The organism is Rhizobacter sp. P2_H3, assembly GCF_056403355.1.
Genome location: NZ_JBFUFQ010000029.1, coordinates 1 through 25894 on the forward strand (window position 1 = coordinate 1; position 25894 = coordinate 25894).

23 protein-coding genes are annotated in these 25894 nt (G+C 69.4%); 15 read left to right on the forward strand and 8 right to left on the reverse strand.

Annotation, left to right across the window (positions count from 1 at the left end):
* The 3 genes from AC1D1T_RS08340 to AC1D1T_RS08350 form a co-directional block, all read left to right on the forward strand.
* Window positions 1-715, forward strand: a 715-nt coding sequence (locus tag AC1D1T_RS08340) for an ABC transporter substrate-binding protein (RefSeq protein ID WP_477991752.1), incomplete at its 5' end; no start/stop codon positions are given.
* 128 nt (window positions 716-843) lie between these two features.
* The gene (locus AC1D1T_RS08345; RefSeq protein ID WP_477991753.1) at window positions 844-1419 is read left to right on the forward strand and encodes an ABC transporter substrate-binding protein; all 576 of its coding nucleotides are present in this window, start codon (window positions 844-846) and stop codon (window positions 1417-1419) included.
* The gene (locus tag AC1D1T_RS08350; protein ID WP_477825957.1) at window positions 1419-1958 is read left to right on the forward strand and encodes an ABC transporter substrate-binding protein; all 540 of its coding nucleotides are present in this window, start codon (window positions 1419-1421) and stop codon (window positions 1956-1958) included. Before AC1D1T_RS08345 ends, AC1D1T_RS08350 begins: the two co-directional genes overlap by 1 nt.
* 10 nt (window positions 1959-1968) lie before the next feature.
* Here the strand turns inward: AC1D1T_RS08350 and AC1D1T_RS08355 are convergent, their stop codons facing one another.
* Entirely contained in the window at window positions 1969-3408 is a 1440-nt protein-coding gene (locus AC1D1T_RS08355) for a wax ester/triacylglycerol synthase family O-acyltransferase (RefSeq protein ID WP_477825956.1), read from the reverse strand.
* Between the two features lie 104 nt (window positions 3409-3512).
* Between AC1D1T_RS08355 and AC1D1T_RS08360 the strand changes: the two genes are divergently transcribed.
* On the forward strand, window positions 3513-3770 hold the full coding sequence (locus AC1D1T_RS08360; protein WP_047500068.1) for an acyl-CoA-binding protein: 258 nt from the start codon (window positions 3513-3515) through the stop codon (window positions 3768-3770).
* Window positions 3767-4924, forward strand: a complete 1158-nt coding sequence (locus AC1D1T_RS08365; protein WP_477825954.1) for an acyltransferase family protein — start codon at window positions 3767-3769, stop codon at window positions 4922-4924. Before AC1D1T_RS08360 ends, AC1D1T_RS08365 begins: the two co-directional genes overlap by 4 nt.
* Window positions 4925-4927: 3 nt before the next feature.
* Here the strand turns inward: AC1D1T_RS08365 and AC1D1T_RS08370 are convergent, their stop codons facing one another.
* From AC1D1T_RS08370 to AC1D1T_RS08385, 4 genes are all read right to left on the reverse strand, one after another.
* Window positions 4928-5266 (reverse strand): polyhydroxyalkanoic acid system family protein, encoded by a 339-nt coding sequence (locus tag AC1D1T_RS08370; RefSeq protein WP_477825953.1) that lies wholly within the window; start codon window positions 5264-5266, stop codon window positions 4928-4930.
* Between the two features lie 18 nt (window positions 5267-5284).
* A complete protein-coding gene (locus AC1D1T_RS08375) occupies window positions 5285-6391 on the reverse strand; it encodes an aminopeptidase (RefSeq protein ID WP_477825952.1) in 1107 nt (368 codons plus the stop codon).
* A gap of 28 nt (window positions 6392-6419) precedes the next feature.
* Entirely contained in the window at window positions 6420-7577 is a 1158-nt protein-coding gene (locus AC1D1T_RS08380; protein ID WP_477991754.1) for an ABC transporter substrate-binding protein, read from the reverse strand.
* Between the two features lie 128 nt (window positions 7578-7705).
* Window positions 7706-9754 carry a molybdopterin-containing oxidoreductase family protein gene (locus AC1D1T_RS08385; RefSeq protein ID WP_477991755.1) on the reverse strand — a complete coding sequence of 683 codons (2049 nt, stop codon included), beginning with the start codon at window positions 9752-9754 and terminating at the stop codon, window positions 7706-7708.
* A 134-nt stretch (window positions 9755-9888) separates the two neighbouring features.
* Here AC1D1T_RS08385 and AC1D1T_RS08390 point away from each other — a divergent pair, with 134 nt between their 5' ends.
* The 6 genes from AC1D1T_RS08390 (at window position 9889) to AC1D1T_RS08415 (ending at window position 16081) form a co-directional block, all read left to right on the forward strand.
* Window positions 9889-11016 carry an ABC transporter substrate-binding protein gene (locus AC1D1T_RS08390; protein ID WP_047500054.1) on the forward strand — a complete coding sequence of 376 codons (1128 nt, stop codon included), beginning with the start codon at window positions 9889-9891 and terminating at the stop codon, window positions 11014-11016.
* A 145-nt stretch (window positions 11017-11161) separates the two neighbouring features.
* Window positions 11162-12292, forward strand: a complete 1131-nt coding sequence (locus AC1D1T_RS08395) for an ABC transporter substrate-binding protein (RefSeq protein ID WP_477991756.1) — start codon at window positions 11162-11164, stop codon at window positions 12290-12292.
* Window positions 12293-12406: 114 nt separating this feature from the next.
* Complete coding sequence (locus AC1D1T_RS08400; RefSeq protein ID WP_047500051.1) at window positions 12407-13609, forward strand: M20 aminoacylase family protein; 1203 nt, start codon at window positions 12407-12409, stop codon at window positions 13607-13609.
* Between the two features lie 10 nt (window positions 13610-13619).
* Entirely contained in the window at window positions 13620-14717 is a 1098-nt protein-coding gene (locus AC1D1T_RS08405) for a M14 family metallopeptidase (RefSeq protein WP_477828027.1), read from the forward strand.
* A gap of 78 nt (window positions 14718-14795) precedes the next feature.
* Window positions 14796-15104 (forward strand): DUF1272 domain-containing protein, encoded by a 309-nt coding sequence (locus AC1D1T_RS08410; RefSeq protein WP_477991757.1) that lies wholly within the window; start codon window positions 14796-14798, stop codon window positions 15102-15104.
* Window positions 15101-16081 carry a GlxA family transcriptional regulator gene (locus AC1D1T_RS08415; RefSeq protein WP_477991758.1) on the forward strand — a complete coding sequence of 327 codons (981 nt, stop codon included), beginning with the start codon at window positions 15101-15103 and terminating at the stop codon, window positions 16079-16081. The genes AC1D1T_RS08410 and AC1D1T_RS08415 overlap by 4 nt, the downstream gene beginning before the upstream one ends.
* Before the next feature lies 1 nt (window position 16082).
* Here AC1D1T_RS08415 and mdoH read toward each other — a convergent pair whose 3' ends face one another.
* The 3 genes from mdoH to AC1D1T_RS08430 form a co-directional block, all read right to left on the reverse strand.
* Window positions 16083-18236, reverse strand: coding sequence for a glucans biosynthesis glucosyltransferase MdoH (gene mdoH, locus AC1D1T_RS08420; protein ID WP_477991759.1), 2154 nt, complete (start codon window positions 18234-18236; stop codon window positions 16083-16085).
* Window positions 18237-18265: 29 nt separating this feature from the next.
* Window positions 18266-19786 (reverse strand): glucan biosynthesis protein G, encoded by a 1521-nt coding sequence (locus tag AC1D1T_RS08425; protein ID WP_477826685.1) that lies wholly within the window; start codon window positions 19784-19786, stop codon window positions 18266-18268.
* A gap of 333 nt (window positions 19787-20119) precedes the next feature.
* Window positions 20120-21430: a DUF4397 domain-containing protein gene (locus AC1D1T_RS08430; protein WP_477826684.1), complete on the reverse strand. Its 1311-nt coding sequence runs from the start codon at window positions 21428-21430 to the stop codon at window positions 20120-20122.
* A 133-nt stretch (window positions 21431-21563) separates the two neighbouring features.
* Between AC1D1T_RS08430 and AC1D1T_RS08435 the strand changes: the two genes are divergently transcribed.
* The 4 genes from AC1D1T_RS08435 to AC1D1T_RS08450 all read left to right on the forward strand — a co-directional run bounded on the left by AC1D1T_RS08435 (window position 21564) and on the right by AC1D1T_RS08450 (window position 25804).
* Window positions 21564-22433 carry a DUF6502 family protein gene (locus AC1D1T_RS08435; RefSeq protein WP_477826683.1) on the forward strand — a complete coding sequence of 290 codons (870 nt, stop codon included), beginning with the start codon at window positions 21564-21566 and terminating at the stop codon, window positions 22431-22433.
* The gene (locus AC1D1T_RS08440) at window positions 22430-23623 is read left to right on the forward strand and encodes a DUF5666 domain-containing protein (RefSeq protein WP_477839967.1); all 1194 of its coding nucleotides are present in this window, start codon (window positions 22430-22432) and stop codon (window positions 23621-23623) included. The genes AC1D1T_RS08435 and AC1D1T_RS08440 overlap by 4 nt, the downstream gene beginning before the upstream one ends.
* A 124-nt stretch (window positions 23624-23747) precedes the next feature.
* Entirely contained in the window at window positions 23748-24434 is a 687-nt protein-coding gene (locus AC1D1T_RS08445; protein WP_047500027.1) for a heavy metal response regulator transcription factor, read from the forward strand.
* Window positions 24431-25804, forward strand: coding sequence for a heavy metal sensor histidine kinase (locus AC1D1T_RS08450; RefSeq protein ID WP_465110868.1), 1374 nt, complete (start codon window positions 24431-24433; stop codon window positions 25802-25804). The genes AC1D1T_RS08445 and AC1D1T_RS08450 overlap by 4 nt, the downstream gene beginning before the upstream one ends.
* Window positions 25805-25894: the final 90 nt, after the last annotated feature.

Below are 25894 nucleotides of genomic sequence, written 5' to 3' on the forward strand. Positions count from 1 at the left end.
CCCGTACATCTTCAACGTGCGCGCCACCTACCAGCGCGAGGCCGAGCGCGCGATCCGCCACCTGAGCCTGATCGGCATCGAGCGCATCGCGGTGCTGCATGTCGACGACAGCTTCGGCGTCGATGCCGTCGTCGGCGCCGCGGCCGGCTTCACCGCGGTCGGCAAGCAGCCGGCAGCGGTCGAGAAGTTCGACCGCGCGAAACCCGACTTCAGCGCAATCGTGCCGAAGCTGATCAAGCTGAACACGCAGGCCGTGCTGTTCATCGCCTCCGGGGCCGTCGTCGCCGAAGGCACGAAGGCGCTGCGCGATGCCGGCAGCCCGGCGCAGATCGTCACGCTGTCGAACAACTCCTCCAGCGGCTTCATCACGTTGATGGGCGACAACGCGCGCGGCGTGATCGTCACGCAGGTGTTCCCGTACGAGCGCTCGATCGCGTCGCCGCTCGTCAAGGAAGCGACCGAGCTCGCGAAGGCCAAGGGCCTCGATGCGGTGTCGCCGGCGATGATGGAAGGCTTTGCGGGCGCGAAGGTGCTGGTCGAAGGCCTGCGCCGCGGCGGCGGCACGCCGACGCGCGACAAGCTGCTCGCGGCACTGAACAACCTGCACAAGTACGACATCGGCGGCATGGAGGTCAGCTTCAGCACGAGCGACCACACCGGTCTCGATTTTGCAGATCTCTCCATCATTGGATCCGACGGCAAGTTCCGTCGCTGAGCGCTTCGCGCACCACGTCACGCCATTGATGGCGTGACACGCAGACAGGCGTACTGCACACAGGCACGCCCGCCCTGCCCGTGAAACCATGGATTTCCTTGTGTTCACAGACAGAGCGGAGACACGTGATGAAGCAGTACCTCGGTGCGTTGGCCCTGGCGGCCGCGATGATGTCGATCGGCGCCCCTGCCGCAGCCCAGCTCCTGGTCGGACAGACCTCCGGCTTCACCGGCCCGGCGGCGGCCGGCGTGAAGGAGAACACCGACGGTGCGAAGCTCTACCTCGACTGGGTCAATGCGCAGGGCGGCGTGCACGGGCAGCCGATCCAGCTGGTCTCGCTCGATGACAAGTTCGAGCCGCAGCTCAGCGCCGAGAACGCGAAGAAGCTGATCGTCGAGAAGAACGTGCTGGCGCTGTTCCTCGGCCGCGGCACGCCGAATGCGCAGGCCGTGCTGCCGCTGCTGAACGAACACCGGGTGCCGATGATCGCGCCGTCGACCGGTGCGATGGCCCTGCACAAGCCGCTGCAGCCCTACGTCTTCAACGTGCGCGCCACCTACCAGCGCGAGGCCGAGCGCACGATCCGCCACCTGAGCCTGGTCAGCGTCGACCGCATCGCGGTGCTGCAGGCCGACGACAGCTTCGGCGCCGATGCGGTGCAGGGCGCGATGGCCGCTTTGATGCGATCGGCAAGAAGCCGGTGATGCTTGCGAAGTTCGATCGCAGCAAGCCCGACTTCAGCACGCTGGCGCCGAAGGTCGCGACATCGGGCGCACAGGCGGTGCTGTTCATCGGCTCGTCGAGTGCGGTTGCCGAGGGCACGATGGCGTTGCGCAATGCCGGCTCCGCCGCCCAGGTGGTGACGCTGTCGAACAACGCGGCCAGCGGCTTCATCAAGATGATGGGGGTCAACGGTCGCGGCACCATCGTCTCGCAGGTGTTCCCGTACGAGCGCTCGATCGCGTCGCCGATCGTCAAGGAAGCGCTCGAACTCGCGCGGGCCCGCAAGCTCGACGGCATCTCGCCCGCGATGATGGAAGGCTTCGCTGCCGCGAAGGTGCTGGTCGAGGGCCTGCGCCGCGCCGGCCCGGCGCCGACGCGCGAGCGGCTGGTGGCCGCACTGAACGGCCTGACCCGCTACGACATGGGCGGCATGGAGATCAGCTACAGCGCCACCGACCACACCGGGCTCGACTTCGCCGACCTGTCCATCATCGGCAACGACGGCAAGTTCCGCAGGTGATGCAGCCGGCCTACTCCCAGGGCAGCATCAGCGTCACCATCAGCAGCTTCTCGAACTCCGGCTCGAAGCGCTCGACGATCGCCTGCGGGTCGTTGCACAGCGCATCGTCGGTGACCAGCCCGAACTGCACGCCGCCGCCATAGCTCAGGATGCTGACGCCGACGCCGATGTGGCCCGACTGCGGCACCCAGAACATCGTCTGGCGCAGCGTCGAGCCGCAGAACTTCAGCGGCACGGCCGGCCCCGGCACGTTGGTCATCACCGCGGTCGCCTTCTTCGCGAACAGGTTCAGCAGTGCATCCTGGGCCGGCTTGATCAGCAGCCCGGCCACCGACAGCACCGCGAACGCCAGCAGCGGCTGGTAGCTGCCCTTCAGGTCGGTCATGCGCGCGCGCACCGCGTAGACGCGCTCGACCGGGTTGCCGATGCCGATCGGCAGCACCAGCGGCACCAGCCCGAAGCGGTTGCCGAGCTGGTGCGCCTTCTCGAGCGGGCGCAGGTTCACCGGCACCATCGCACGGATCTCCTGTCCGTCCGGGTTCTCGCCGCGCGCCCGCAGGTAGCCGCCGATCGCACCGGCCACGCAGGCCAGCAGCACGTCGTTGACCGAGCAGTTCAGCGCGCGGCCGATCGCCTTCACCTGGTCGAGCGGGATCGGCTCGCCCCAGGCCACATGCTTGCGGCCGACCGGCGTGCCCTTCAGCGAGGTCGGCGAATCGTCGGGCATCAGCGCGAGCGCGGCGACGTCGCTCAGCACCTGGTAGCCGGTGCGCGCCATGTCGAGCGAACCCAGCAGCGGCTGCTGCGGATGGGCCAGCATCTCCATCGATTTCGCGATGCCGCCGCCGTACATGCCGATCGCCTTGACGGTCAGGTCGGTCAGCGGCTTGACGACCGCGTCGGAGAGCCAATCGGCATCGCCTTCCTCGTCATCCGCCTTGCCGCGCGTGCGGCGCGGCGGCGGATCCTGGCCGCCGTCGGTGATCGACAGCATCACCGAGATCAGCGCGATGCCGTCGGCGATGCAATGGTGCACGCGGGCGATCAGCGCACTGCCGCCTTCGTAGTCGTCGATCAGGTGGAACTGCCACAGCGGGTGTGCGCGGGCTAGCGGCGTGGTGCTCAGCTCGGCAACGCGTTCCTGCAGCGCCTGGCGGGCCGACTGGCCGCGCGCGCGCTGCAGCGGCTCGTGCAGCACGTGGCGCTGCAGGTCGAAGGCCGGGTCGTGGACCCAGCTCGCGCCCATCGCGTCCTCGACCACTTTCTGGCGGAAGCGCCCGTACTTCAGCAGCTTGTCCTCGACGCGCTCGCACAGCGCGGCGTGCGTGATGGCCGGCTGCAGCAGCCAGACGCCGACGATCATCATCAGGTTCACGTCGTTGTCCATGCGCAGCCAGGCGGTGTCGACGCGCGACATGCGCTGGGCGCTGACGTGGGGGGAGGTGGGCATCGTCGAGGTCTCCTGGGGGATGAATCTTGTTGTGCGAGCGACGATGATGGGTAACATTCGCCGCGTCAATGCCGACTTTCACCCAAGCATCCCCGGAGACATTCATGGCCGACCTCAAGTCCCTGTTCGAAGCCGCCGTGGCCGACTCGAAGAACCTGCCCGAGAAGCCCGACAACATGACGCTGCTGAAGATCTACGCGCTGTACAAGCAGGCGAGCAGCGGCGACGTCGACGGCAAGCGCCCCGGCTTCACCGACATGGTCGGCCGCGCCAAGTGGGACGCCTGGGATGCCGTCAAGGGCAAGTCGTCCGACGAGGCGATGCAGGAGTACGTCGACCTGATCGAATCGCTGAAGGAATGACCCGCGATCGCCAGCCCGGGCTGGACACGCTGCGGGCCCTGGCGATCCTGTTGGTCTTCGCCTACCACTACCGGGTGTTCGTCAGCGGGCAGGACACCTTCGGCTGGGCCAGCGCGATCGGCTGGACCGGCGTCGACCTGTTCTTCGTGCTCAGCGGCTACCTGATCGCCAACCAGCTGCTGGGCGGGCTGCTGCAGGAGCGCCGGCTGTCGTTCGGCGCGTTCTATGCGCGGCGTGCGCTGCGCACGCTGCCGAACTTCTGGGTCGTGCTGGCGCTGTACTTCCTGCTCCCGGCGGTGATGGGCGGGCGCGAGCCGCCGCCGCTGTGGCGCTTCCTGACCTTCACGCAGAACATCGATCTGCAGCCCGGCACCGCCTTCTCGCATGCCTGGTCGCTGTGCATCGAGGAGCAGTTCTACCTCGGGCTGCCGCTGGCGCTGTGGGGCGTGACGCGGCTGCGGCACCGGCTTGCGCTGGCCTGGGCGCTGATCGCCGCGCTGGTGCTGGCGGCCATCGCGTGGCGCAGCGCGCTGTGGTTGCAGTACGGTCGCGAGGCCGGCGGCGCGATCGAGCGCTACTACCCGACGGTGTACTACGGCTCGCTGTCGCGGCTCGACGAGTTCCTGCCCGGCGTTGCGCTCGCGCTGCTGAAGAATGGCCATCCGCAGGTGTGGGCGCGCCTGATGCAGCACGGCAAGGCCCTGTTCGGGCTCGGGCTGGCCGCGACGCTCGCGATGCTGTGGGGGCTGATGAACTTCTACGAGATCGACGGCTACGGGTACGGCTACCTGATGAGCGGCTTCGGCTACTCGCTGATGGCGATGGCCTGGGCGTTGCTGCTGCTCGGGGCGCTGAGCCAAGGGTCGCCGCTGCAGCGCTGGCAGGTGCCGGGTGCTGCCTCGCTCGCGCTGCGGTCGTACGCGCTGTACCTGACGCACAAGCCGATCGCATTCATCGTGAACCGGCAGTTGAAGCCGTGGGCGCTGCCGGCGCCGCTGCTGGTGGTCGTGATCTCGGCCGCCTGCCTGCTGGGCGGCTGGCTGCTGTTCAAGCTGGTCGAGACGCCGCTCATGCGGCTGCGGGATCGGTGGGTGCCGCGACAGTTCGATGCGGACAAGATGGCGTCGCGCAGCGCGCCGGTCGGGGCCGGTTGAGCTTCACCCGCCCTTGGTCTTCTTCGCCGCCGCCTTCTTCGCCGGCGCCTTGCCCCCCGCCAGCAGCGCATCCAGGTTCTTCTCGATCTCGCCCTGGATCGTGCCGGCGAACGCCCCCATCAGGAAGCCGAGCTTCGCCTGCAGGTCGAAGTGGTCGGCCGCGACCACCAGCTCGCCGCTGACGCCGGAGCGCTTGAACTCCACCGTGTCGCTGTACTCGCCCTCGATCACGGTGCATTCCATCTCGAACTTCTTCTCGGCCTCCTCGGCCCATTTCCACGCGATCTCGCGCGCGCGGGCCAGGCCCAGGTCGTGGTCGCGGTGGATGTGGATGTCGGGCATGTCGGTCTCCTCGGGTCCTCATGGGGTCGCTGTGGTGGCGGCAACGGTGGCGCCGGCCGCCTGCAGTGTCGCGCGCCGCTCGTCGCGCGGCAACGCGGCGATGCGGCGCACCTCGGCGTAGAAGCGGTCGAAATCGCGGCCCTCGCGTTCGAACAGCCGCTCGAACTGCGGCACCAACTCGTTGTAGGCCGCCAGCACGCCCAGCGATGCATTGTTCGCCCGCGCGAACCAGCTGTCGTAGCCGGCGTAGCCCTGCCATGCACCGGCCTTCAGCGCCGCGTAGTCGGCGCGCAGCGTCGCCATGCGTTCGGCCTTCGCGGCGCGCTTGTCGGCGTCGCTGCGGCCGCTGCGGTAGATCGCATCCAGGTCATTGCGCGCCTGCATCGTCAGCGCGCGGAACTCCTGGCGCCGCTTGTCGTAGCGCTCGTATTCGTCGCGCGCCGCGGCGGTCGATTTCTCGACCAGCCAGCGCGTGCCGCCGATGCGCTCCACCGCGGTCGCGAACGATTCGTTGAACATCGTGTCGTCCTTCGCGAAGGCCACCTGGTGCGCCAGCTCGTGGAAGATCAGCCGCGCCAGCTCGCCCTCGGGCCAGCGGATGAAGGTGTTCAGCAGCGGGTCGCTGAAGAAGCCGCCCGGCAGCTTGCCCAGCGTCGAATAGGCCGGCACCGCGTAAACGCTGACCTCCAGGCCTTCGGTGCGCAGCGCATCGCCCTGCTCGTCGGCCGCCACCTGGTCGAAGTAGCCGCGGTAGCCGACGCAGCCGGTCACCGGGTAGCACCAGGTCTTCAACTGCAGGCTCAGCTCGGGCGCGGCCACCACGTTCCACACCGCGGCGCTGCGGTGCAGGTCGGCGTAGCGCCGGTAGCTCGCGTTGTCCGGCAGCTTCAGCTCGCTGACCGCGTAGTCGCGCATGCGCTGCGTCAGCTGCAGGCGCTCGCGCAACGGGTCGGAGGTGGCCGGGTCGGCGAGCCAGTCGCTGACCGGCTTGGCCTGGTTCAGCAGGCTCAGGTGGCCGCCGACCGATTGCGCCAGGTAGCGCACCGAACCGCAGCCGCTGAGCGAACCCAGCAGCACGACCACGCCCACTGCCACCCACCATCTTTTCTTCACCGAGACTCGCATCACGCGAGTCTAGGCGAGCCATGCAGGCTCAGCTCAGCCGCCGCCCATTGGCCCCCAGCACCGCCAGGCCGACATAGCGCGATGCGACGTACGGCGCCGCACCGCCGAAGCCGAGCGAAGACTCGCCCAGGTTCAGCTGCTTCAGGCCGGTCAGCGCCTGGCGCAGCTTGTCGCGCGTCACGTCGCGGCCGGCGCGGCGCAAGCCCTCGGCCACCACCATCGCGTTGGCGTAGCCTTCGAAGCTGCTGGCGCCGAAGTCATCGCGGCCGATCGCACGCATCGCCGCCTGGTAGTTGCGCACCGATTCGAGCTTCTGCGACAGCGCATCCGGAAACACCTGCGACAACGCGATGCCCTGCGACGCGGCCCCCAGCTTGGCCAGCTCCGACGAGATCACCGACACCGACAGCCCGACCATCGGCAGGCCGGCCATGCGTGCGCGCAGCTGCAGCATCAGCGCCGTGCTGGTCGTGCCGGTGGTGCCGAAGAACACCACGTTGGGCTTGGCCGCGAGCAACTGGTCGACGACCTGCGCCACGTTGGAGCCGTCCACGGCTGCCGGCACGGTCGCCACCGCCTGCAACCCGGCCGCCTGCAACGCGGCGGTCGCGTCCTTCGCGACCTCCTTGCCGAACGGGTTGTCGAGGAAGACCAGCGCGATGTCCTTCAGGCCCATCGCGACCAGTTGCTGGGTCACGCGCGTCACCTCGTCGGTGTAGCTCGCGCGCACATGGAAGACGTTGCGCTGGCCCGGCTGGCGCAGCGACGATGCCCCGGTGATCGGCCCGACATAGGGCACGCCCGCCTGCTCGATCGCCGGGATGATCGCGGCATTGTTCGCGGTGCCGATGCACGAGATCAACGCGAACGCGGTGTTGCCCTCGAGCATCTGCCTGACGTTCTCGACGGTGCGCGCCGGCACGTAGCCGTCGTCCTTCATCAGCAGGCGCAACTCGCGGCCGTGGATGCCGCCGGCCTTGTTGATCGCTGCGAAGGCCGCCGAGATGCCGGAGTTCTGGTCGCGGCCGGCGCCGGCCAGGATGCCGCTCAGCGCGGCCGAACTGCCGAGCGTGACCTGCGTGGCCCCGAGCCCCTCGTCGGCCGCGCGCGCGACCTGCACCCACGCGGCGCCGCTCGCTGCCGCCATCCCCTGCACACACGAACGCAAGAACAACCGACGCTTCATCGCAACGACTCCAGGCGAAAGCAGCCACTCTGGGGGCAGCCTCGATGGACATCTGTCCCGGGGGCGACACCGCCAAAGACATCGCTGCAAATCGTGAAGCCCGTCACCGGCCGCGCGGCCGGCCTGCGTCATTCCCGCGACACGTCCACGAGGCAGTCGTAGAAGCTCGGGGCGCGCCCCAGGTCGGTCAGCCGCTGGTGCGTCAGCTCGTTGACGTTGCTGCCACGCACCCCCAGCTTGCGCCACCAGATGCCCAGGCCGTTGACGACACCGGGCCGCGCGCGCTGGCTGACCACGGCCTTGCACCAGTACTCGCCGCGGTCGTTGAACACCCGCACCAACTCGCCGCCGGCGATGCCACGGCGCTGCGCATCGTCGGCATGGATCTCCAGCACCGGCTCGCCCTCGATGTCGCGCAGGCTCTGCACGTTGACGAAGCTGGAGTTCAGGAAATTGCGCGCCGGCGGCGAGATCATCGCGAGCGGATAGCGCTTCGCGAGCTCGGGCGTCGAACGGGCCGATTCGTAGTTCGGCACGTGGTCGGGCACGCCCCAGCCCGGCGCATCGATCGTGCAACGGCCGCTCGCGGTCGGGAAGCCGCCGTTCGCGAACGGTGCTTCCGCGATCTGCAGCTTCACCCAGTGCTTCTCGCGCAGTTCGTCGAAGTCGACGACATCGCGGCGGAAGGCCTGGCGCGCCAGCGCTTCGTCGCTGTCGCTGAAGCACGGGGCATCGAAGCCCATGCGCGCCGCGAGCTCGCGGAAGATCTGCGTGTTCGGCTTCGCCTCGCCCACCGGCGCGATCGCCGCCTCGTTGATCAGCACGTAGGTGTGGCCGTAGCTGGTGTGCACGTCCAGGTGCTCCAACTGCGTGGTGGCCGGCAGCACGTAGTCGGCGTGGTCGGCGGTGTCGGTCATGAAGTGCTCGAGCACCACCGTGAACAGGTCCTCGCGCGCGAAGCCCTTCACCACCTTCGGCGATTCGGGCGCCACCGCGACCGGGTTGCTGTTGTAGACCACCAGCGCCTCGATCTTCGGGCCGAATGCCGCCGAGCCCTCGCGCAGCAGGTCGTCGCCGATGGTGCTCATGTTGATGGTGCGCGGGCGCCGGCCGGCCAGCAGTTCGGGCCGCTGCAGCGCGGCCTTGTCGGGATGGAACCAGCCCGACGCCGACAGCAGCATGCCGCCCGCGCGCTGCCGCCACGCGCCGGTCAGGCACGGCAGGATCGCCACCAGCCGCACCGCATTGCCGCCGCCGCGCACGCGCTGCATGCCGTAGTTCAGGCGGATCGCGGCCGGCTTGGTCGTGCCGTAGTCGCGCGCCAAGCCACGCACCTCGTCGGCGCTGATGCCGCAGGTCTCGGCGGTGCGCTCGGGCGTCCAGGCCATCGCGCGCTCGCGCAGCGCCGGCCAGCCTTCGGTGTGGCGTTCGATGTAGTCAGGATCCAGCCAGTCGTTGACGACCAGCTCGCGCATCAGCCCGAGCGCGAGCGCGCCGTCGGTGCCCGGCAGCAGCGCGATGTGCTGGTGGCATTTGTCGGCCGTCTCGGTCTTGCGCGGATCGATGCAGACCAGCTTCGCGCCGTTGCGCTTCGCCGCGTTCGCGAAGGTCCAGAAATGCAGGTTCGACGCGATCGAGTTGCTGCCCCAGATCACGATCAGCTTGCTCTCGGCGAAATGCTCGACGTGCATGCCGACCTTGCCGCCATACGTTGCCATCAGCGCCTCGGCACCGGCCGACGCGCAGATCGTGCGATCGAGCAGCGAGGCGCCCAGCTGGTGGAAGAAGCGCCCGGCCATGCTCTCGCCCTGCAGCAGGCCCATCGTGCCGGCATAGCTGTACGGCACGATGGCCTCGGGCGCGCGCGACGCGATCTCGGACAGGCGCGCGGCGATGTCCGACAGCGCCTCGTCCCAGCTCACCGGCACGAACTGCCCGCTGCCCTTCGGCCCCACCCGCTTCAACGGATGCAGCACGCGATCGGGGCTGTAGGTTCGCTCGGTGTAGCGCGACACCTTGGTGCACAACGCACCATGCGTGGTCGGGTGATCGGGGTCGCCTTGGATGCGGATCGCACGATCGTTCTCAACGGTCACGCGAATGGCGCAGGTGTCTGGACAGTCATGCGGGCACGCTGCCGCAACAGTTCGGTAACTCATCGCGGAACTATTGCACATGCTTCCGGATGTATGTGCCCGCTAGGTCATGAACCGTAAGTTTTGTACCGATATCGACGGATATCCTTACGGCCCAGCAAACGGCCCGCTGAGTCGTAACAAGCTGCAACAAATTTGTCAACGGAACTTGCCCCATGAAACGTCGTGAACTTCTCAAGAGCGTCGCCGCCGGCAGCGCTGTGTTGGCGCTGCCTGCGCTGGCTCAAAGTGACCGCCGGCTCGTGCTGGGCCAGTCCGCCGCCTTCACCGGCCCGGCGGCGCAGCTGGGCATCCAGATGAACCGCGGTGCCCGCGTGTTCTTCGATGCCTTCAATGCCGCCGGTGGCGCCAACGGCCACACCATCGAGCTGAAGACGCTGGACGACGGCTACGAGCCGGACCGTTGCAAGGCCAACACCGACCGCTTCATCAAGGAAGACGTGTTCGCGCTGTTCGGCTATGTGGGAACGCCGACCTCGCTGGCCGCGCTGCCGCTGGTCAACGACAGCAAGATGCCGTTCTTCGGGCCGTTCACCGGTGCGGAGGCGCTGCGCGAGCCGTTCAGCAAATCGGTCTTCCACGTGCGGGCCTCGTACTACGACGAGACCGCGCTGATCGTGAAGAACCTGACACAGCTCGGCCTGAACAAGGTCGCGGTGTTCTACCAGAACGACGCGTACGGCAAGGCCGGCCTGGAAGGCGTGACGCGCGCACTGAAGCCGCTGACCCTCGCGCCGGTGGCGCTGGGCACGGTCGAGCGCAACACCGTCGCGGTCAGCCAGGCGGTGAAGGACATCGTCCCGAAGTTTCCCGATGCGGTGGTGCTGATCAGCGCCTACAAGTCGTGCGCCGCGTTCATCCGCGAGGCCCGCAAGGCCGGTTATGGCGGCACCTTCTACAACGTGTCGTTCGTCGGCACGCAGGCGCTGGCCGACGAGCTCGGCAAGGAAGGCCGCGGCGTGATGATCAGCCAGGTGATGCCGTTCCCGTTCTCGACCACCACGCCGATCTCGCGCGAGTACCTGGATGCGGTGGCGAAGGCCGGCGGCGACGCGACGCCGAACTACTCCAGCATGGAAGGCTACCTGGCCGCGAAGGTGTTCGCGGAAGGCCTGAAGCGCGCCGGCCGCGCGCCGTCGCGCGATGCGCTGATCGCCGGGCTGGAGTCGATCCAGAACGCGAACTTCGGCGGCTTCAATGTGCACTTCGGTGCGAAGGACCACGTCGCCTCCAGTTTTGTCGACGTGTCCATGCTGACCGAAGACGGAAAAGTCCGCCGGTAGGCCCACCCCCGAGGCGCTGCGCGCCTCCCCCTCAAGGGGGCGCCGCCAGTGGCCCGGCAAAGCCGGTTCCACGGCGTCCGCTTGATGGGCTCGGGCACGTTGTGCCGAGCTCCTCAGTTGTAGTTCCCATCGAATTGGAGTTAGTGTGAAACKTCGTCATTTCCTGAGCCTGGGTGCTGCTGCACCGGTGGCCCTGGCCTTCCCGAAGCTGGCGACCGCCGCCTCCACCAAGATCGTGCTCGGCCAGTCGGCCGCGTTCTCGGGCCCGGCCAGCGCGCTGGGCGAGCGCTTCAAGGAAGGCGCGCTGCTCGCCTTCGAGCGCGTCAATGCGCGCGGCGGCGTCAACGGCCGCACGATCGAGCTGCGCAGCGTCGATGACGGCTACGAGCCCGACCGCTGCGCCGAGAACACGCAGAAGCTGCTGAAAGACGACGTGTTCGCGCTGTTCGGCTACATCGGCACGCCCACGTCGGTCGCCGCGCTGCCGCTGGCCACCGCGGCGCGCACGCCGTTCTTCGCGCCGTTCAGCGGCGCCGAGGCCCTGCGCTCGCCGTTCAACCGCATGGCCTTCCATGTGCGTGCGTCGTACAACGACGAGACCGCCGAGATCGTCAAGCAGATCACCTCGATCGGCATGCAGCGCATCGGCGTCTTCTACCAGAACGACAGCTACGGCAAGGCCGGCCTGGACGGCATGACGGCGGCGCTGACGGCGCACAAGCTGAAGCCGGTGGGCCTGGGCACGGTCGAGCGCAACACGGTGAACGTGGCGGCCGGCGTCGGCACCATCCTGGCCGACAAACCCGATGCGATCGTGCTGATCAGCGCCTACAAGTCGTGCGCGGCGTTCATCCGCGAGGCGCGCAAGCAGGGCTTCAGTGGCAGCTTCTACAACGTCTCGTTCGTCGGCACGCAGGCGCTGGCCGCCGAGCTCGGCCAGGACGCCCGCGGCGTCGCGATCAGCCAGGTGATGCCGCTGCCGTTCAGCGCCACCGTGCCGATCTCGGCCGACTACCTGTCGGCCGGCAAGGCGCTGGGCGCGAAGTTCGAGCCCAACTACGGCGGCATCGAAGGCTTCGTCGCCGCCCGCACGATGATCGAGGGCCTGCGCGCGGCCGGCGGCAACGCAACGCCGGAGACGCTGGTGACGGCGCTGGAGAACATGCCCGAGCTGAACCTCGGCGGCTTCTTCATCGATTTCAACGACAGGTCGCATGCCGGCTCGAAGTACGTCGACATGACGATCCTGACGGCGGAAGGCAAAGTCCGGCATTGAGTCTGGTAGCCCGGATGCCAATCCGGGTGCGCGTCGGTCGGACTCTTCCCCGGATTGGCATCCGGGCTACGGCAGGCCTGTAAACTGCTTTGCTCCTTCTGAGGGAGCGCTTCCATGCAGTTGATCGAGTCCATCCTGGCCGATGCCGCGGCCGTCACGGCGATCCGACGTGACATCCACGCCCACCCCGAACTCTGCTTCGAGGAGAAGCGCACCGCGGATGTGATCGCGAAGGCGCTCACCGACTGGGGCATTCCGATCCACCGTGGGCTCGGCACCACCGGGGTCGTCGGCATCGTCAAGGGCACCGCAGGCACGAGTGACCGGGCCGTCGGCCTGCGCGCCGACATCGACGCGCTGCCGATGACCGAGAAGAACACCTTCGCGCACGCCAGCACCACGCCGGGCAAGATGCATGCGTGCGGCCACGACGGCCACACCGCGATGCTGCTGGCGGCTGCCAAGCACCTCTCGAAGAACCGCCATTTCGACGGTACCGTCTACCTGATCTTCCAGCCCGCCGAAGAAGGCGGCGGCGGCGCACGCGAGATGATCAAGGACGGCATCTTCAAGCAGTTCCCGATGGAGGCGGTGTTCGGCGCCCACAACTGGCCCGGCATGAAGGTCGGCCAGTTCGCACTGAAGAACGGCCCGTGCTTCGCGTCGAGCAACGAGTTCCGCATCGTGATCCGCGGCAAGGGCTCGCATGCCGCGATGCCGCACAACGGCATCGACCCGGTGCCGATCGCCTGCCAGCTGGTGCAGGGCTTCCAGACCATCATCACGCGCAACAAGCGGCCGATCGATGCCGGCGTGATCTCGGTGACGATGATCCATGCCGGCGAGGCCACCAACGTGGTACCCGACAGCGTCGAGATCCAGGGCACGGTGCGCACCTTCACGCTCGAGGTGCTCGACCTGATCGAGAAGCGCATGAAGGAGGTGAGCGAGAGCCTGTGCGCCGCGTTCGATGCGAGCTGCGAGTTCGAGTTCACCCGCAACTACCCGCCCACCATCAACCACCCGGCGGAGACCGAGTTCGTGCGCGGCGTGATGGCCGACGTGGTCGGGCCCGAGAACGTGCAGGAGTTCGAGCCGACGATGGGCGCCGAGGACTTCAGCTACTTCCTGCTCGAGAAGCCCGGCTGCTATTTCCTGATCGGCAACGGCGACGGCAGCCACCGCATCGGCGGCCACGGCATGGGCCCGTGCATGCTGCACAACCCGAGCTACGACTTCAACGACGACCTGATTCCGCTCGGCGCCACCTTGTGGGTGCGCCTGGCCGAACAATGGCTCTCGCAGCCGCGGCGCTGAGGCCGGCACGATGAACACCGAAGCGTTGTTCGCGCAGACCTACGCCGAGGCGCGCGGCAAGTTCCTGGCCGCCGCCGAAGCGGCCAAGCTCGACGTCGAGACCCATGTGCACCCGCTGCTCGGCCGCGACGGCGAGACGCTCGCGATGGACGTGGTGCGCGACGGCCCGGCCGATGCGAGCCGGCTGCTGATCATCAGCAGCGCCTGCCACGGCGTCGAGGGCTTCTGCGGCTCGGGCATCCAGGTCGGGCTGCTCGGCGATGCGGCGTGGCGTGCATCGGCGCACGCGGCCGGCGTGGCGGTGCTCTACATCCACGCGCTGAACCCCTACGGCTTCTCGTGGTGGCGCCGCACGACGCACGAGAACGTCGACCTGAACCGCAACTTCCACGATTTCAGCCGGCCGCTGCCGGCCAACCCGGGCTACGACGAACTGGCCGGGCTGCTGGTGCCGCCGATGTGGCCGCCGTCGCCCGAGGTGATGATGCGCGTCGGCCAGTTCGTGCAGCAGCGCGGCATGGAGGCGTTGCAGGCAGCCGTCTCGGGCGGCCAGTACGACCACCCCGAGGGCCTGTTCTACGGCGGGCGCAACCCGACCTGGAGCCACGTCACGCTGCGCCATGTGTTGCAGCAGCACGGGCGGCGTGCTGCACGGCTCGGCTGGATCGACCTGCACACCGGGCTCGGGCCGACCGGCGTCGGCGAGCGCATCTTCGCGTGCCGCGACGATGCGGCAGCGTTGCAGCGGGCCCGCGCCTGGTGGGGCGACGGCATCACGTCGATCTACGACGGCAGCTCCAGCTCGCCGCTGCTGACCGGGCTGATGTGGTCGGCCGCCTACGACGAATGCCCGCAGGCCGAGTACACCGGCATCGCGCTCGAGTACGGGACGCTGCCGATCATGCAGATGATCGAGGCGTTGCGGGCCGACCAGTGGGTCGAGAACCACCCCGAGGCGCCGGCCGACCAGCGCGCGCAGATCAAGCAGCAGACGCGCGACGCGTTCTACGTCGACACGCCGCAGTGGAAGCAGCAGGTGTGGGAGCAGGCGCGCGATGCGGCGGGGGCGGCGGTGCGGGGACTGGCAGCGGGTTTGGTCCGGAACTGATCGATCCAGGTCGGCGGACGCGGCGACGAATCGGGCCTGCCGGCCTATCGTGGCATCCTCCCGCCACGAAAGCCCGCCATGCTCCAGCTCCGCCCCACCTGCGAACACTGCAACACCGCGCTGCCGCCGGAATCGATCGATGCGCGCATCTGCAGCTTCGAATGCACCTTCTGCGCGAACTGCGTCGACAACGTGCTCGGCAACGTCTGCCCGAATTGCGGCGGCGGCTTCGTGCCGCGCCCGGTGCGGCCGGTGAACGACTGGAAGGGCAGCAACCACCTGGCCCGCTACCCCGCCGAGACCATGGTGAAGCACCGCCCGGTCGACCCCGCCACGCAGGCCGCGTTGCGTGAACGCCTGCGCGGCGTGCCACCCGAACAGCGATGACCCGCGTCGACATCGCGATCGTCGTGCCGCCGCGCACGCTGCTGCTCGATGTCGCCGGGCCGGCCGAGGCCTTCCGGCTGGCCGATACGCACCTCGCGGACCAGGGCCGGCCAGAACGCTTCCGGCTGCGCTTCGTCGGGCCGCAGGCGCAGGCCGCGAGTTCGGTCGGGCTGCAGGTCGCCGGGCTCGAACCGCTGCCCGACCGCTTCGCCGCGCCGACCTGGCTGATGGTGGTCGGCCAGCCCGCCGCCGCCCTCGGCCGGCCCGATGCGGCGACGCTGGCCACCGTCGACTGGCTGCGCCGCGACATCGGCCCGCTGCTGCAACCGGGCGAGGACCACCGCCTCGTCGGCGTCTGCACTGGCACGCTGCTGCTGGCCCGCGCCGGCCTGCTCGGCGGGCGGCGCTGCACCACGCACCATGCGTTCATCGAGATGCTGCGCCGCCTCGCGCCCGAAGCGCAAGTGGTCGACAACCGCGTGTTCGTGCTCGACGGCGCGCTCGCCACCAGCGCCGGCGTGACGGCCGGCATCGACCTCGCGCTGCACCTGATCGCGCTGGCCTGCGRCGATGCGCTGGCCGCGCGGGTCGCGAAGGACATGGTGGTCTACCTGCGCCGCACGCAGAACGACCCCGAGCTGTCGCCGCTGCTCGCGCACCGGCACCACATCCACCCGGCGTTGCACCGCGCGCAGGATGCGGTGTGCGAGCGGCCTGGCGACGACTGGACGCTCGGCACGCTTGCCGACGCCGCGCATGTGACGACACGCCACCTGCTGCGGCTGTTCGCCGAGCATGCGGCGGTGTCGCCGATGACCTATGTGGAGAAGATCCGCCTCGAGCGGGCGCGCCAGGCCCTGTCGGGCGGCGCGAGCGTCACGCGGGCCGCGGAGCACGCGGGGTTCGCGTCGGACCTGCAGTTGCGCCGGGCGTGGGGGCGGCACCTCGAAGGCACGCCCCGCGCCGCCCGGCGGTGAATCAGGCGCGCCGTTCGGTGCGAACGAGGCTCGCGTTCGCCGCCAGCTGATCACGCAGCCGCACGATGGTCTGCGGCTCGCTCAGCAGGCGCATCCGGTCGGCCTTGCTCAGGCGCTCGGTGTCCTGGTCGGCCAGCAGGCCCTTCACCAGCAGGCGACGCGCCTTGCCACGGCTGCCCCAGCCCGTATTGCGCGGGCCCATCGCACCGCGCACCACGTCGAACAGCCACGGGTCGTTCAACGCATCGCGGAACTGACGCAGCGGCGCTGCGCGGCGCGCATGGGCCCAGGCCCGGCGCAGCACGGTCGGTGCCGAATGCTCTTCCGGCGTCAGCAGCAGCTTGTTCGCGAGCAGGCGCTGGCCGAGGCCGGAACGGCTCGTCAGCACCACCAGCGGCACCGCCAGCAACAGCGGCAGGCCCATCGGCGCCAGCCACAGCGTGGCCTGCGGCTGCACCCACAGCACCAGCGCCGACAGCAAGGCCACGCCACCGCTGATGAACATGAAGCGGCGCGCCGCATCGGCCCAGCCGATGTCGCTCGCTTCCCGCGGCGGCGATTTCCAGTCCAGCTTCAGGCCGGTCAGCGCGACGATCACGAACAGCGTGTGCGCCATCATCCGCACCGGCGCCTGCAGCACCGAGAGTCCGCCTTCCAGCAGCGCGCCCTGGATCAACGCGGCGGTGCCGCCATAGCGGTGCTGCTGCTTCGTCATCACGATCGCGGCCACGCCCATCACGCGCGGCATCGCCAGCATCACCGCGGTGGCGAACCACAGCAGCGCCATCTCGACCGGCAGCTCGCGCGCCGCGCCGAACACCGGGTGCCCGCCGAACATCCACAGCCCCGCGCCCAGCAGCACGAAGGCCAGCCACAGCGGTGCCGACAGGTAGGCGAGCGCGCCGGTCAGCAGCATCGCGCGGTGCACGCCGTGCAGGCCGGGCTCGGCGATCAGGCGGGCGTTCTGCAGGTTGCCCTGGCACCAGCGGCGGTCGCGCTGCAGCTCTTCCAGCAGGTTCGGCGGCTGCTGCTCGTAGCTGCCGTGCAGGTCGTGCACCAGCCACACGTGGTAGCCGGCCCGGCGCATCAGCGCGGCCTCGACGAAATCGTGCGACAGGATCTCGCCGCTCAGGCCGCCATGGCCCTTCAGCGGCGCGAGGCCGCAGTGCTTCATGAACGGCTCGACGCGGATGATCGCGTTGTGGCCCCAGTAGTGCGATTCGCCCAGCTGCCAGTACTGCATGCCGGCGGTGAACAGCCGGCCCGCGACGCGGCCCGAGAACTGTTGCGAGCGTGCATGCACCGTGTCGAGACCGCAGGCCTGCGGCGCGGTCTGCAGGATGCCGGCGTTAGGGTTGGCTTCCATCAGCCGCACCAGCTTCACGAGGCAGTCGCCGCTCATCACGCTGTCGGCATCCAGCACCACCATGTAGCGATAGTCGCGGCCGAAGCGGCGGCAGAAATCCGCCACGTTGCCGGCCTTGCGCTTGGTGCGGATGGTGCGCCAGCGGTAGTAGATGCGATCGGCCAGCCCGCTCTCGGCGCGCAGTTCGGCCCAGGCGGCCAGCTCGGCAGCGCGGATCTCGGGGTCGTTGGTGTCCGACAGCACGTAGACGTCGAACAGGCTCGACGCGCCGGTCGCGGCCAGCGACTCGACGGTCGCGCGCAGGCCGGCAAACACGGTGGAGACCTGCTCGTTGCAGATCGGCATGATGATCGCGGTGCGCGCGCCCTTGTGGATCGGCTCGTTGCCGACCGAGGCCGCCGACATCGCATGCCGGTCGCCGCGCCACAGCACCCAGAAGCCCATCATCGCGGTGAAGAAGCCCGCCGACACCCAGGCGAACAGCAGCGCGTACAGGCCGATCTGCAGGTTGCGCAGCCAGGCGCTCTCGTGCTGCGGCAGCACGGTGGCCAGCAGCGCGGTGGCACCGGCGGCCGACAACGCGACCAGGCCGAGCAGCACGCGGCGGCGCGCCTTGGCAGCCAGCTCCCAGGCTTCGGGGGCCGCCGGCGGCTCAGCCGCGACGGCGCGTGCGCCGGGTTGAACGAGGCGCCCCAGGCCGGCCAGCGAGCCGACCAGCAGGTCGCCCAGGCTGCGCGTGAAACCACGCCACGGCTGAGCCACCATCGAGCCGCGGTTCATGCGCGGCATGCTGGCGCCCGGTGCGGATCGGTCGGCGCTCACTCGGGTTGAATGATCGTGGTCCATGTTTCGGTCAAGGCGTTGTCGCCGGTTTGGAGAAAGGCTCGCAGCTCGGCGGGTTGCGAGAGCTGGAGGCGGTTGACGCGCACGGTCATGCGCCAGGTGCCGGTCGCCGGGTTGCGATAGGCGTTGCGTTCGACGATCTTTGCGTTGCTGCCGGCGCTGACGACGGCCTTCACCGTCGCATCGGCCGGCAGTGCCCGCAGTGCGGGGCCGTCGAAGTCGACGACGTACTGCACCTCGCGCGGATCCAGCACCGTCTTGCGGTCGACGAAACCGTGGCCGCGCCGGGTCTGCACCGTCCAGCCGGCCGGCGGGCGCTGCTGGCGCTCGCCTTGCCACTGCATGCGGTAAGAGAAATCGATCGGCTGGCCCGGCGCCGGCACGCTGTCCGGCACCCAGTAGGCGACGACGTTGTCGTCAGTCTCGTCCGGCGTGTGCAGCTGCAGCAGCTCGACACGGCCCGGGCCCCACTTGCCTTGCGGCGTGACCCACACGCTCGGGCGATGCTCGTACTGCGCCTCGGTGTCTTCGTAGCTGGTGTAGGCGTGGTCGCGCTGCATCAGGCCGAAGCCCTTCAGCTCGGCCATCGAGAACGAGGTCACCAGCGTGCGGTTCGGGTTGACCAGCGGGCGCCACAGCCATTCGCCGCCGCCCTTGCCGTCGCCCGTGGCCAGCATCAGGCCGTCGGAGTCGTGCACCTCGGGGCGGAAGTCGCCGGCCTTCGGCTGGTTCTCGCCGTGCGCGAACATGCTGGTCAGCGGCGTCAAGCCGAGCGTCGCGACACCGGCGCGCAGGAACAGGCGGGCCTGCACGTCGATGGCTGTTTCTTCCCCGGGGCGCAGCGTGATGCGGTACGCCCCGGTCGCGCGCGGCGAATCGAGCAGTGCGTGGATCACCAGCGTGGTCGCCTGCGGCGCCGGGCGCTCGATCCAGAACTCGCTGAAGCGCGGGAACTCCTCGCCGCTGCCGCCGACGGTGTCGATGCCCAGCCCGCGCGCCGACATGCCGTAGTGCTGGCCCTTGCCGAGTGCGCGCAGGTAGCTCGCACCGAGGAAGACGACCAGCTCGTCCTTGTAGGCCGGGTTGTTCAGCGCGTAGTGCACGCGGAAGCCGGCAAAACCGAGGTCGCCCCAGCCCTTCTGCGTCAGCTTGTTCTTGCCGTAGTCGAAGTCGTTGCGGTCGAACGCGATGTGGTTGACGCGGCCATCCGGCGCGATCTCGTTGATCGACACCGGCTGCGTCTGGAACTTGCCGAGGTGGAAGAAGGCCAGCTCGAACGGCAGGTTCTCGCGGTGCCACAACGCCTTCTGCGGGTTGAAGCGAATGTCGCGGTACTGGTCGTAGTCGAGGTTCTTCAGCTCATCGGGCAGCTTGACCGTGACCGGCGCGTAGGCGCGGGTGGCCGCCTGGCGGGCACGCTCGGCGACATCGTCGAAGCCGAAGGCATGGGCCTGGTGGGCCAGGCCGGCGAGGCTGAGCAGCAGCAGCGCGCGCACCCCTGTCGCGGATCGGCGAATGGCGGGGGCGAAGAACGCGGGGAGACGGCGGGCAACGGACAAAACGAGGTTCCTGTCTGGCAAAACAAGGCCGTGAAAACGGCTGCGATGCCATGACAGCGCAACGCGCGTGCCAGCAGAAAAAGTCGTTTGCTATCAACGACTTGCCGCGAGTAACAAAGGGTTTGCCCGTATCTGACGCTCAAACGGTCGTCCGGACCGGTGTTTTTGTCGCCATGCAGCGACAGCGCAACCCAGCGTCTTCGCCAAGTGCCTGTCGCGCAACGACTTTTTGGCTGTCACCGGATGGCGACAGCCGCTGTCGCACTGGGCTCAGCGATCGCGCACCAGCGTCCCGACCGGTGCGGCGGCGTCACCGAGCATGAACACCGTGTAGACCTTGGTCGCCTGCAGGTTGGCCTCGTCGTTGAGGAACAAGCGCGCGGCCGAGGCCGGCGAAGTCACTTCCAGCCGGATCGGGTTGCCGACCACGAGGCTCGCGCTCACCGACGCCTGGCCGAACGGGATGTCGCTCGCGACCAGGCCGTAGTCGGCGGTCAGCGTCGCGTTGCCGCCCAGGCCGTTCACGCCGTGCACCAGGCGCAGCTTCGCGTTGCCGGCGCCGGCCGGCTTGTTGTTGTCCTGCAGCACGAAGGCGCTCGGCGCGGCCGCCGTGCCCAGCACCATCAGCGTCACGTCGGCACCGGGTTGCGCGGTGAACGCCGGCAGCGCGATGGCGGTCCCACCATTCACGCGCAGTTCGCCGGTCACCGCACCGGCCGGCATCGTCGTGTACGGCACGATCGCCGGCGACGTGATGCCGCTCGCCAGCGCGACGCCGTTCGCCTGCACCGAGACCGCGCCACCGGCCGCCACGCCCGCCACCACGCGCACGCGGGCCAGCGTGTTCTTCTGCGCCACCGCTTCGGCGCGCTGGTTCAGCAGCAGGCCGTGCACCAGCACGCCGCCCGGCGTGGCGGTGGCCACCAGCGTGACGATCTGCTGGTCGGCCAAGGTCACCGACGGCAGGTCCAGCCGCACGTCGGCCTTGTTGCCGGCGCCCGTCACGACGATGCGCCACGCGCCCTTCACGAACTCCTTGTAGACGCTCAGCGTGTCAGTCGGGATCGCGGAAAGCGCCGCGCTCTGGTCGGCCAGGCTGGCATCGGCCGGGAACACGTAGAGGTCGAGCGCGCCGGCCTCGACCGCGCCGTTGAACAGGCGCAGCTTCGCCTGGCCCGCTGCCGGCGCCGCTTCGGCGTCGTTCAGGTACATCGCGCGCAGCGAGGTCTCGGTGCTGTAGGCCACCAGCGTGTGGTTGCCGTTCCCGGCCACCGTGCGGCTCACGCTCACGGCGGTGGAGGCCGAGCCGCTGCGCTTCAGCGCCATCGTCACCGTGCCGGCGCCGATCTCCGGCGAGTACGCGCCGGCGGTGAACGACGCGGTGTCCTTGGTCTGCAGCACATCGTTGGCGTAGAAATCGAGCGCCGCGTAGTCGGTCGTCGCGTTGACCAGGCGCACCCGGCCGGTCCCGCCGCCGTCGTCGCCGGAGCCACCGCCGCAGCCGGGCAGCGCCACGGCGGCCACCAGTGTTGCAAGCAGGGTCGCTGCCGCCATGGCCCGGCGGGTGAAGAAGGTGTTCATCGAAGCTTTTCCAGTGAATGTGCAAATGTGCAATTAGCACATTCACTGTAGATTCCATGACACACGATGACAAGCCCCGGGAAACCGGGGATTGCGAAAGCGTGATCAAATGTGCATGTTGCACATTGAAGCCATGACGACGCCGGACGACACCGAGGCCGCCTTCCAGCAGGCGCTCGAGCGGTTGCTGCTGCCGCTGGCGCAGCTGTGTCTCGACCGGGGCCACGGCTTCCCGCTGCTGGCCGAGGCGCTGAAGCGATCGCTGGTCGCCGCCGCGCGCGAGGCGCATTCCGGCGCGCAGGCGAGCCGCGACATCAGCCGCATCAGCACCACCACCGGCCTGACGCGCCGCGAGGTGACGCGCATCACGCACGCCCCGCCGGCCGAGGTGCCCGCGCGCAGCTCGCCGGCCACCCAGGTCTTCACGAAGTGGATGGGCAGCCGGCGCCTGCAGGACAAGGACGGCCGGCCGAAGGCGCTGCCGCGCCAGGGCAAGGCGCCAAGCTTCGAGGAGCTGGCGCGCTCGGTGACGCGCGACGTGCACCCGCGCAGCCTGCTCGAGGAGCTGTGCCGGCTCGGCCTCGCGAGCTTCGACCCGGTGACCGACACCGTGACACTGGAGCGCGATTCCTTCGTGCCGAGCGCCGACCAGTCGCGCCTGCTCGGCTTCGTCGGCCACAACGTCGGCGACCACCTGGCGGCCGCGGTCGCCAACCTCGCGGCCGGCAGCGCCGGCGAGAAGCCGCCCCACTTCGAGCAGGCGCTGTTCGCCGACGGCCTCAGTGCCGACTCGGTCGCGCAGCTGCGCGGGCTGGTCACCGAGCAATGGCGCGGGCTGATGGCCGCCCTGGTGCCGCAGCTCACCGACATGATCGACGCCGACGAGCGCGCGCACCAGGCCGGCGACCCGCCGCTGCGCCGGGCGCGCATCGGCCTGTACACCTTCCATGCCGACGCGCCCGCGGCGGCAGCCCCTTCACCCGACGAGCCCGACCCATCGTGAACAACCGCCCCTCGAGCCACTCGCGCCGCCGCCGCCTGACCGCGGGGCTCCTGGCCGCCGCGCTGCTGATCACCCACCTGGCCGGTTGCGGCGGCGGCGTCGACAGCGGCGGCACCGGCATCATCGCGTCCGGCCCGATCAGCGGGCTCGGCTCGATCTTCGTCAACGACGTGCGCTTCGACGACGACAGCGCCGAGATCCGCGACGAGCAGGGCGCGCTGCTCACGAAGGACCAGCTGAAGCTCGGCATGACGGTGATCGTCGAGGGCGGCACGCTCGACACCAGCGGCACGCAGGCCACCTCGACGGCGCTGGCGATCCGCGTCGTCAGCGACCTGGTCGGCCCGGTGGCATCGGTCGATGCGGTCGGCGGCAGCTTCGTCGTGCTCGGCCAGACGGTGATCGTCGGCGCGCGCACGCTGTACGACGGCAGCCTGACCGGCGGCTTCAGCGCGCTGGTGCCGGGCATGACGGTGCAGGTGTATTCGCAGTACGACCCGCTGACGCGCCAGTACGCGGCCACGCGGGTCGAGCAACTGCCCGATGCGTCGTTCTACAAGATCCGCGGCGTGGTCGCGGCGCGCGATCCGCAGGCCCCGAGCCTGACACTGGGCAGCGAGGTGATCGGTGTCGGCAGCGTGGCCGGCAACGCGGTGCCGCCGGCGGACATCGGCGATTTCCTCAGCGTGCGGCTGCTGCCGGACAACGCGCAACTGGCCGCCACCTCGGTGCGCACCGCCGACCTGATGCTCGCCGACCACCCGGTGGCGCGCGTCGAGGGCACGGTGACCGAGATCGTCAGCTCGCGCAGCTTCAAGGTGAACGGCATCGCGGTGGACGCCGTCGGTGCGCACTTCGATGGCGACGAGGCCAAGGTGGTGCTGGGCGCGCGCGTCGGCGTGTTCGGCGCCACACTGGCCGGCACGCTGGTGGCGGCGCGCGTCATCGTGCACGACGACAGCGTGCCGGCGATCGCGAGCTTCGCGCTGGTCGGCGCGGTGCAGGAGCTCGATGCGGCGGCGCGCAGCTTCCGGATCCGCAACACGCCGGTGGTGTTCGACGATGGCACCACGTTCAGCGGCGGGGTGGCAGCCGACCTGGTGGACGGCCGGCGCGCCACCGTGACCGGCGTGCCGTCGCTGGACGGCACGCGGATCGTCGCGACRCAGGTCACGTTCGGGACGCCCTGACGCCCCTCCGTTCGCCCTGAGCCTGTCGAAGGGTCGGGCTGAGCCTGTCGAAGCCCCTGCAGATGACAGATTTGTCATCTGCACGTCAGCCAGCGGCCCGGGCCTCGTCACTAAACTCCCGGGAATGCGCGTCCTGATCATCGAAGACGAACCGAAAACCGCCGACTACCTGCGCCGCGGGCTGACCGAGCAAGGCCACGTCGTCGACGTCGAGCACAACGGCATCGACGGCCGCCACGCGGCGCTGGAGGGCCGGCACGACGTGATCGTGCTGGATGCGATGCTGCCCGGCATCGACGGCTTCGAGATACTGCGCGACGTGCGCCGCGTGAAGCAGGTGGCGATCATCATGCTGACCGCGCGCGACGGCATCGAGGACCGCGTGCGCGGCCTGCAGGACGGCGCCGACGACTACCTGGTCAAGCCGTTCTCGTTCCTCGAACTGAGCGCGCGGCTGCATGCCCTCTCGCGCCGCAGCCGGCAGACCGAGCCGACCACCATCACGATCGGCGACATGGTGCTCGACCTGCTGGGCCGCAAGGTGCAGCGCGGCGGCGACCGCATCGACCTGACCGCCAAGGAGTTCTCGCTGCTGACCACGCTGGCGCGCCGGCCGGGCCAGGTGCTGTCGCGCACCGAGATCGCCGAGCTGGTGTGGGACATCCACTTCGACAGCAACACCAACGTCGTCGAGGTCGCGGTGAAGCGGCTGCGCGCCAAGCTCGACGGCCCCTACCCGCTCAAGCTGCTGCACACGATGCGCGGCATGGGCTACGTGCTCGAGGCGCGCGCGGCGGAGGGCACGGCATGACGCGCCGGCTCGCCGTGCGGCTCACGCTGATGTTCGCGGGCTGCGCCGCGGTGGTGTTCCTGGTCGGCGGCTGGGCGCTGCACCGCATGCTGAACGGCGGGATGATGGAGCAGGTGCGCGGCGAGATGCGGCTGCGCGCCGGCTGGGCCGAATCGATCGTGCTGCGCGTCCAGGACGAATCGCAGTGGCGGCTGTGGCTCACGCCGAAGTTCAACACGCTGGAGATGGAGCGCAGCGACGTGCGGCTGTGGGTCATCAGCGACGTCTCGACCTTCCGCTACGGCCCGCGGCGCGCCGACATCGAGGCGCTGGCGATGGCCGGCGGCTTCGGCGAGCTGGAGGAACCCGGCCACCCCTGCAAGCTGCTGACCTGGACCCGCCACCTGCCCGCCGACGGCGACCGGCCGGCGGTGACGCTGGTGCTCGTGAAGGACCCGCTGCGCTTCCTGCAGACGCTGGAGGACTTCCGCTTCGCGCTGATCGGGCTGGGCGCGGTCGGCGTGCTGGCGGTGGCCTTCCTCGGCTACGGCATCGCCCGCGTGGGGCTGCGGCCGCTGCAGCGGCTGAGCCGGCAGGCGCAGGCACTCGACCCGAACCACCAGGAGCAGCGGCTCGACCTGCAGCCGATGCCCGCCGAGCTGTGCGACCTGACCGCCTCGTTCAACGGCGCGCTGGCGCGGCTGGAGACTGCCTACCAGCAGCTGGAGGCCTTCAATGCCGACGTGGCGCACGAGCTGCGCACGCCGCTCACCAACCTGATCGGCCAGACCCAGGTGATGCTGACGCGCGAGCGCAGCGCCGGCGAGCTGGAGGAGGTGTTGCGCTCCAACCTCGAGGAGATGGAGCGGCTGAAGGGCATCGTCAACGACATGCTGTTCCTCGCGCGCGCCGACCAGGGCGCGGCCGCGTCGCGCCATGCCGACACCTCGATCGCCGACGAGGTGCACAAGGTGGCCGACTACCTCGATGCGCTGCTCGACGAGCGCGGCGTGCGCATCCGCGTGCAGGGCGACGAGCGCGGCTGCGTCGAGACGGCGCTGCTGCGGCGCGCGCTCGGCAACCTGCTGCAGAACGCGATCGAGCATTCGAAGCACGGCGACGAGATCGTCGTCGAGATCGCGCGCCTGCTCGACGCGCCGGAGCAGATCCGCGTGGCGGTCAGCAACCCCGGCGGCCCGATCGACGAGCAGCACCTCACGCACCTGTTCGACCGCTTCTACCGCGTCGACAGCGCGCGCCGCAATCCGGGTGGCAACCACGGGCTGGGCCTCGCGATCGTCAAGGCGATCGCGCTGATGCACCGCGGCTCGGTGTTCGCGCGCTCGCAGGCCGGGCGCAACACCTTCGGGTTCACGCTGACGGCCACATGACCGCCACCTGACAAAAACGTCATCTGCGCGACAGGGTCCTGTGCGGGGCCGATTTCTAAGATGCCTTCACTCCCAACCCATTCGTGAAAG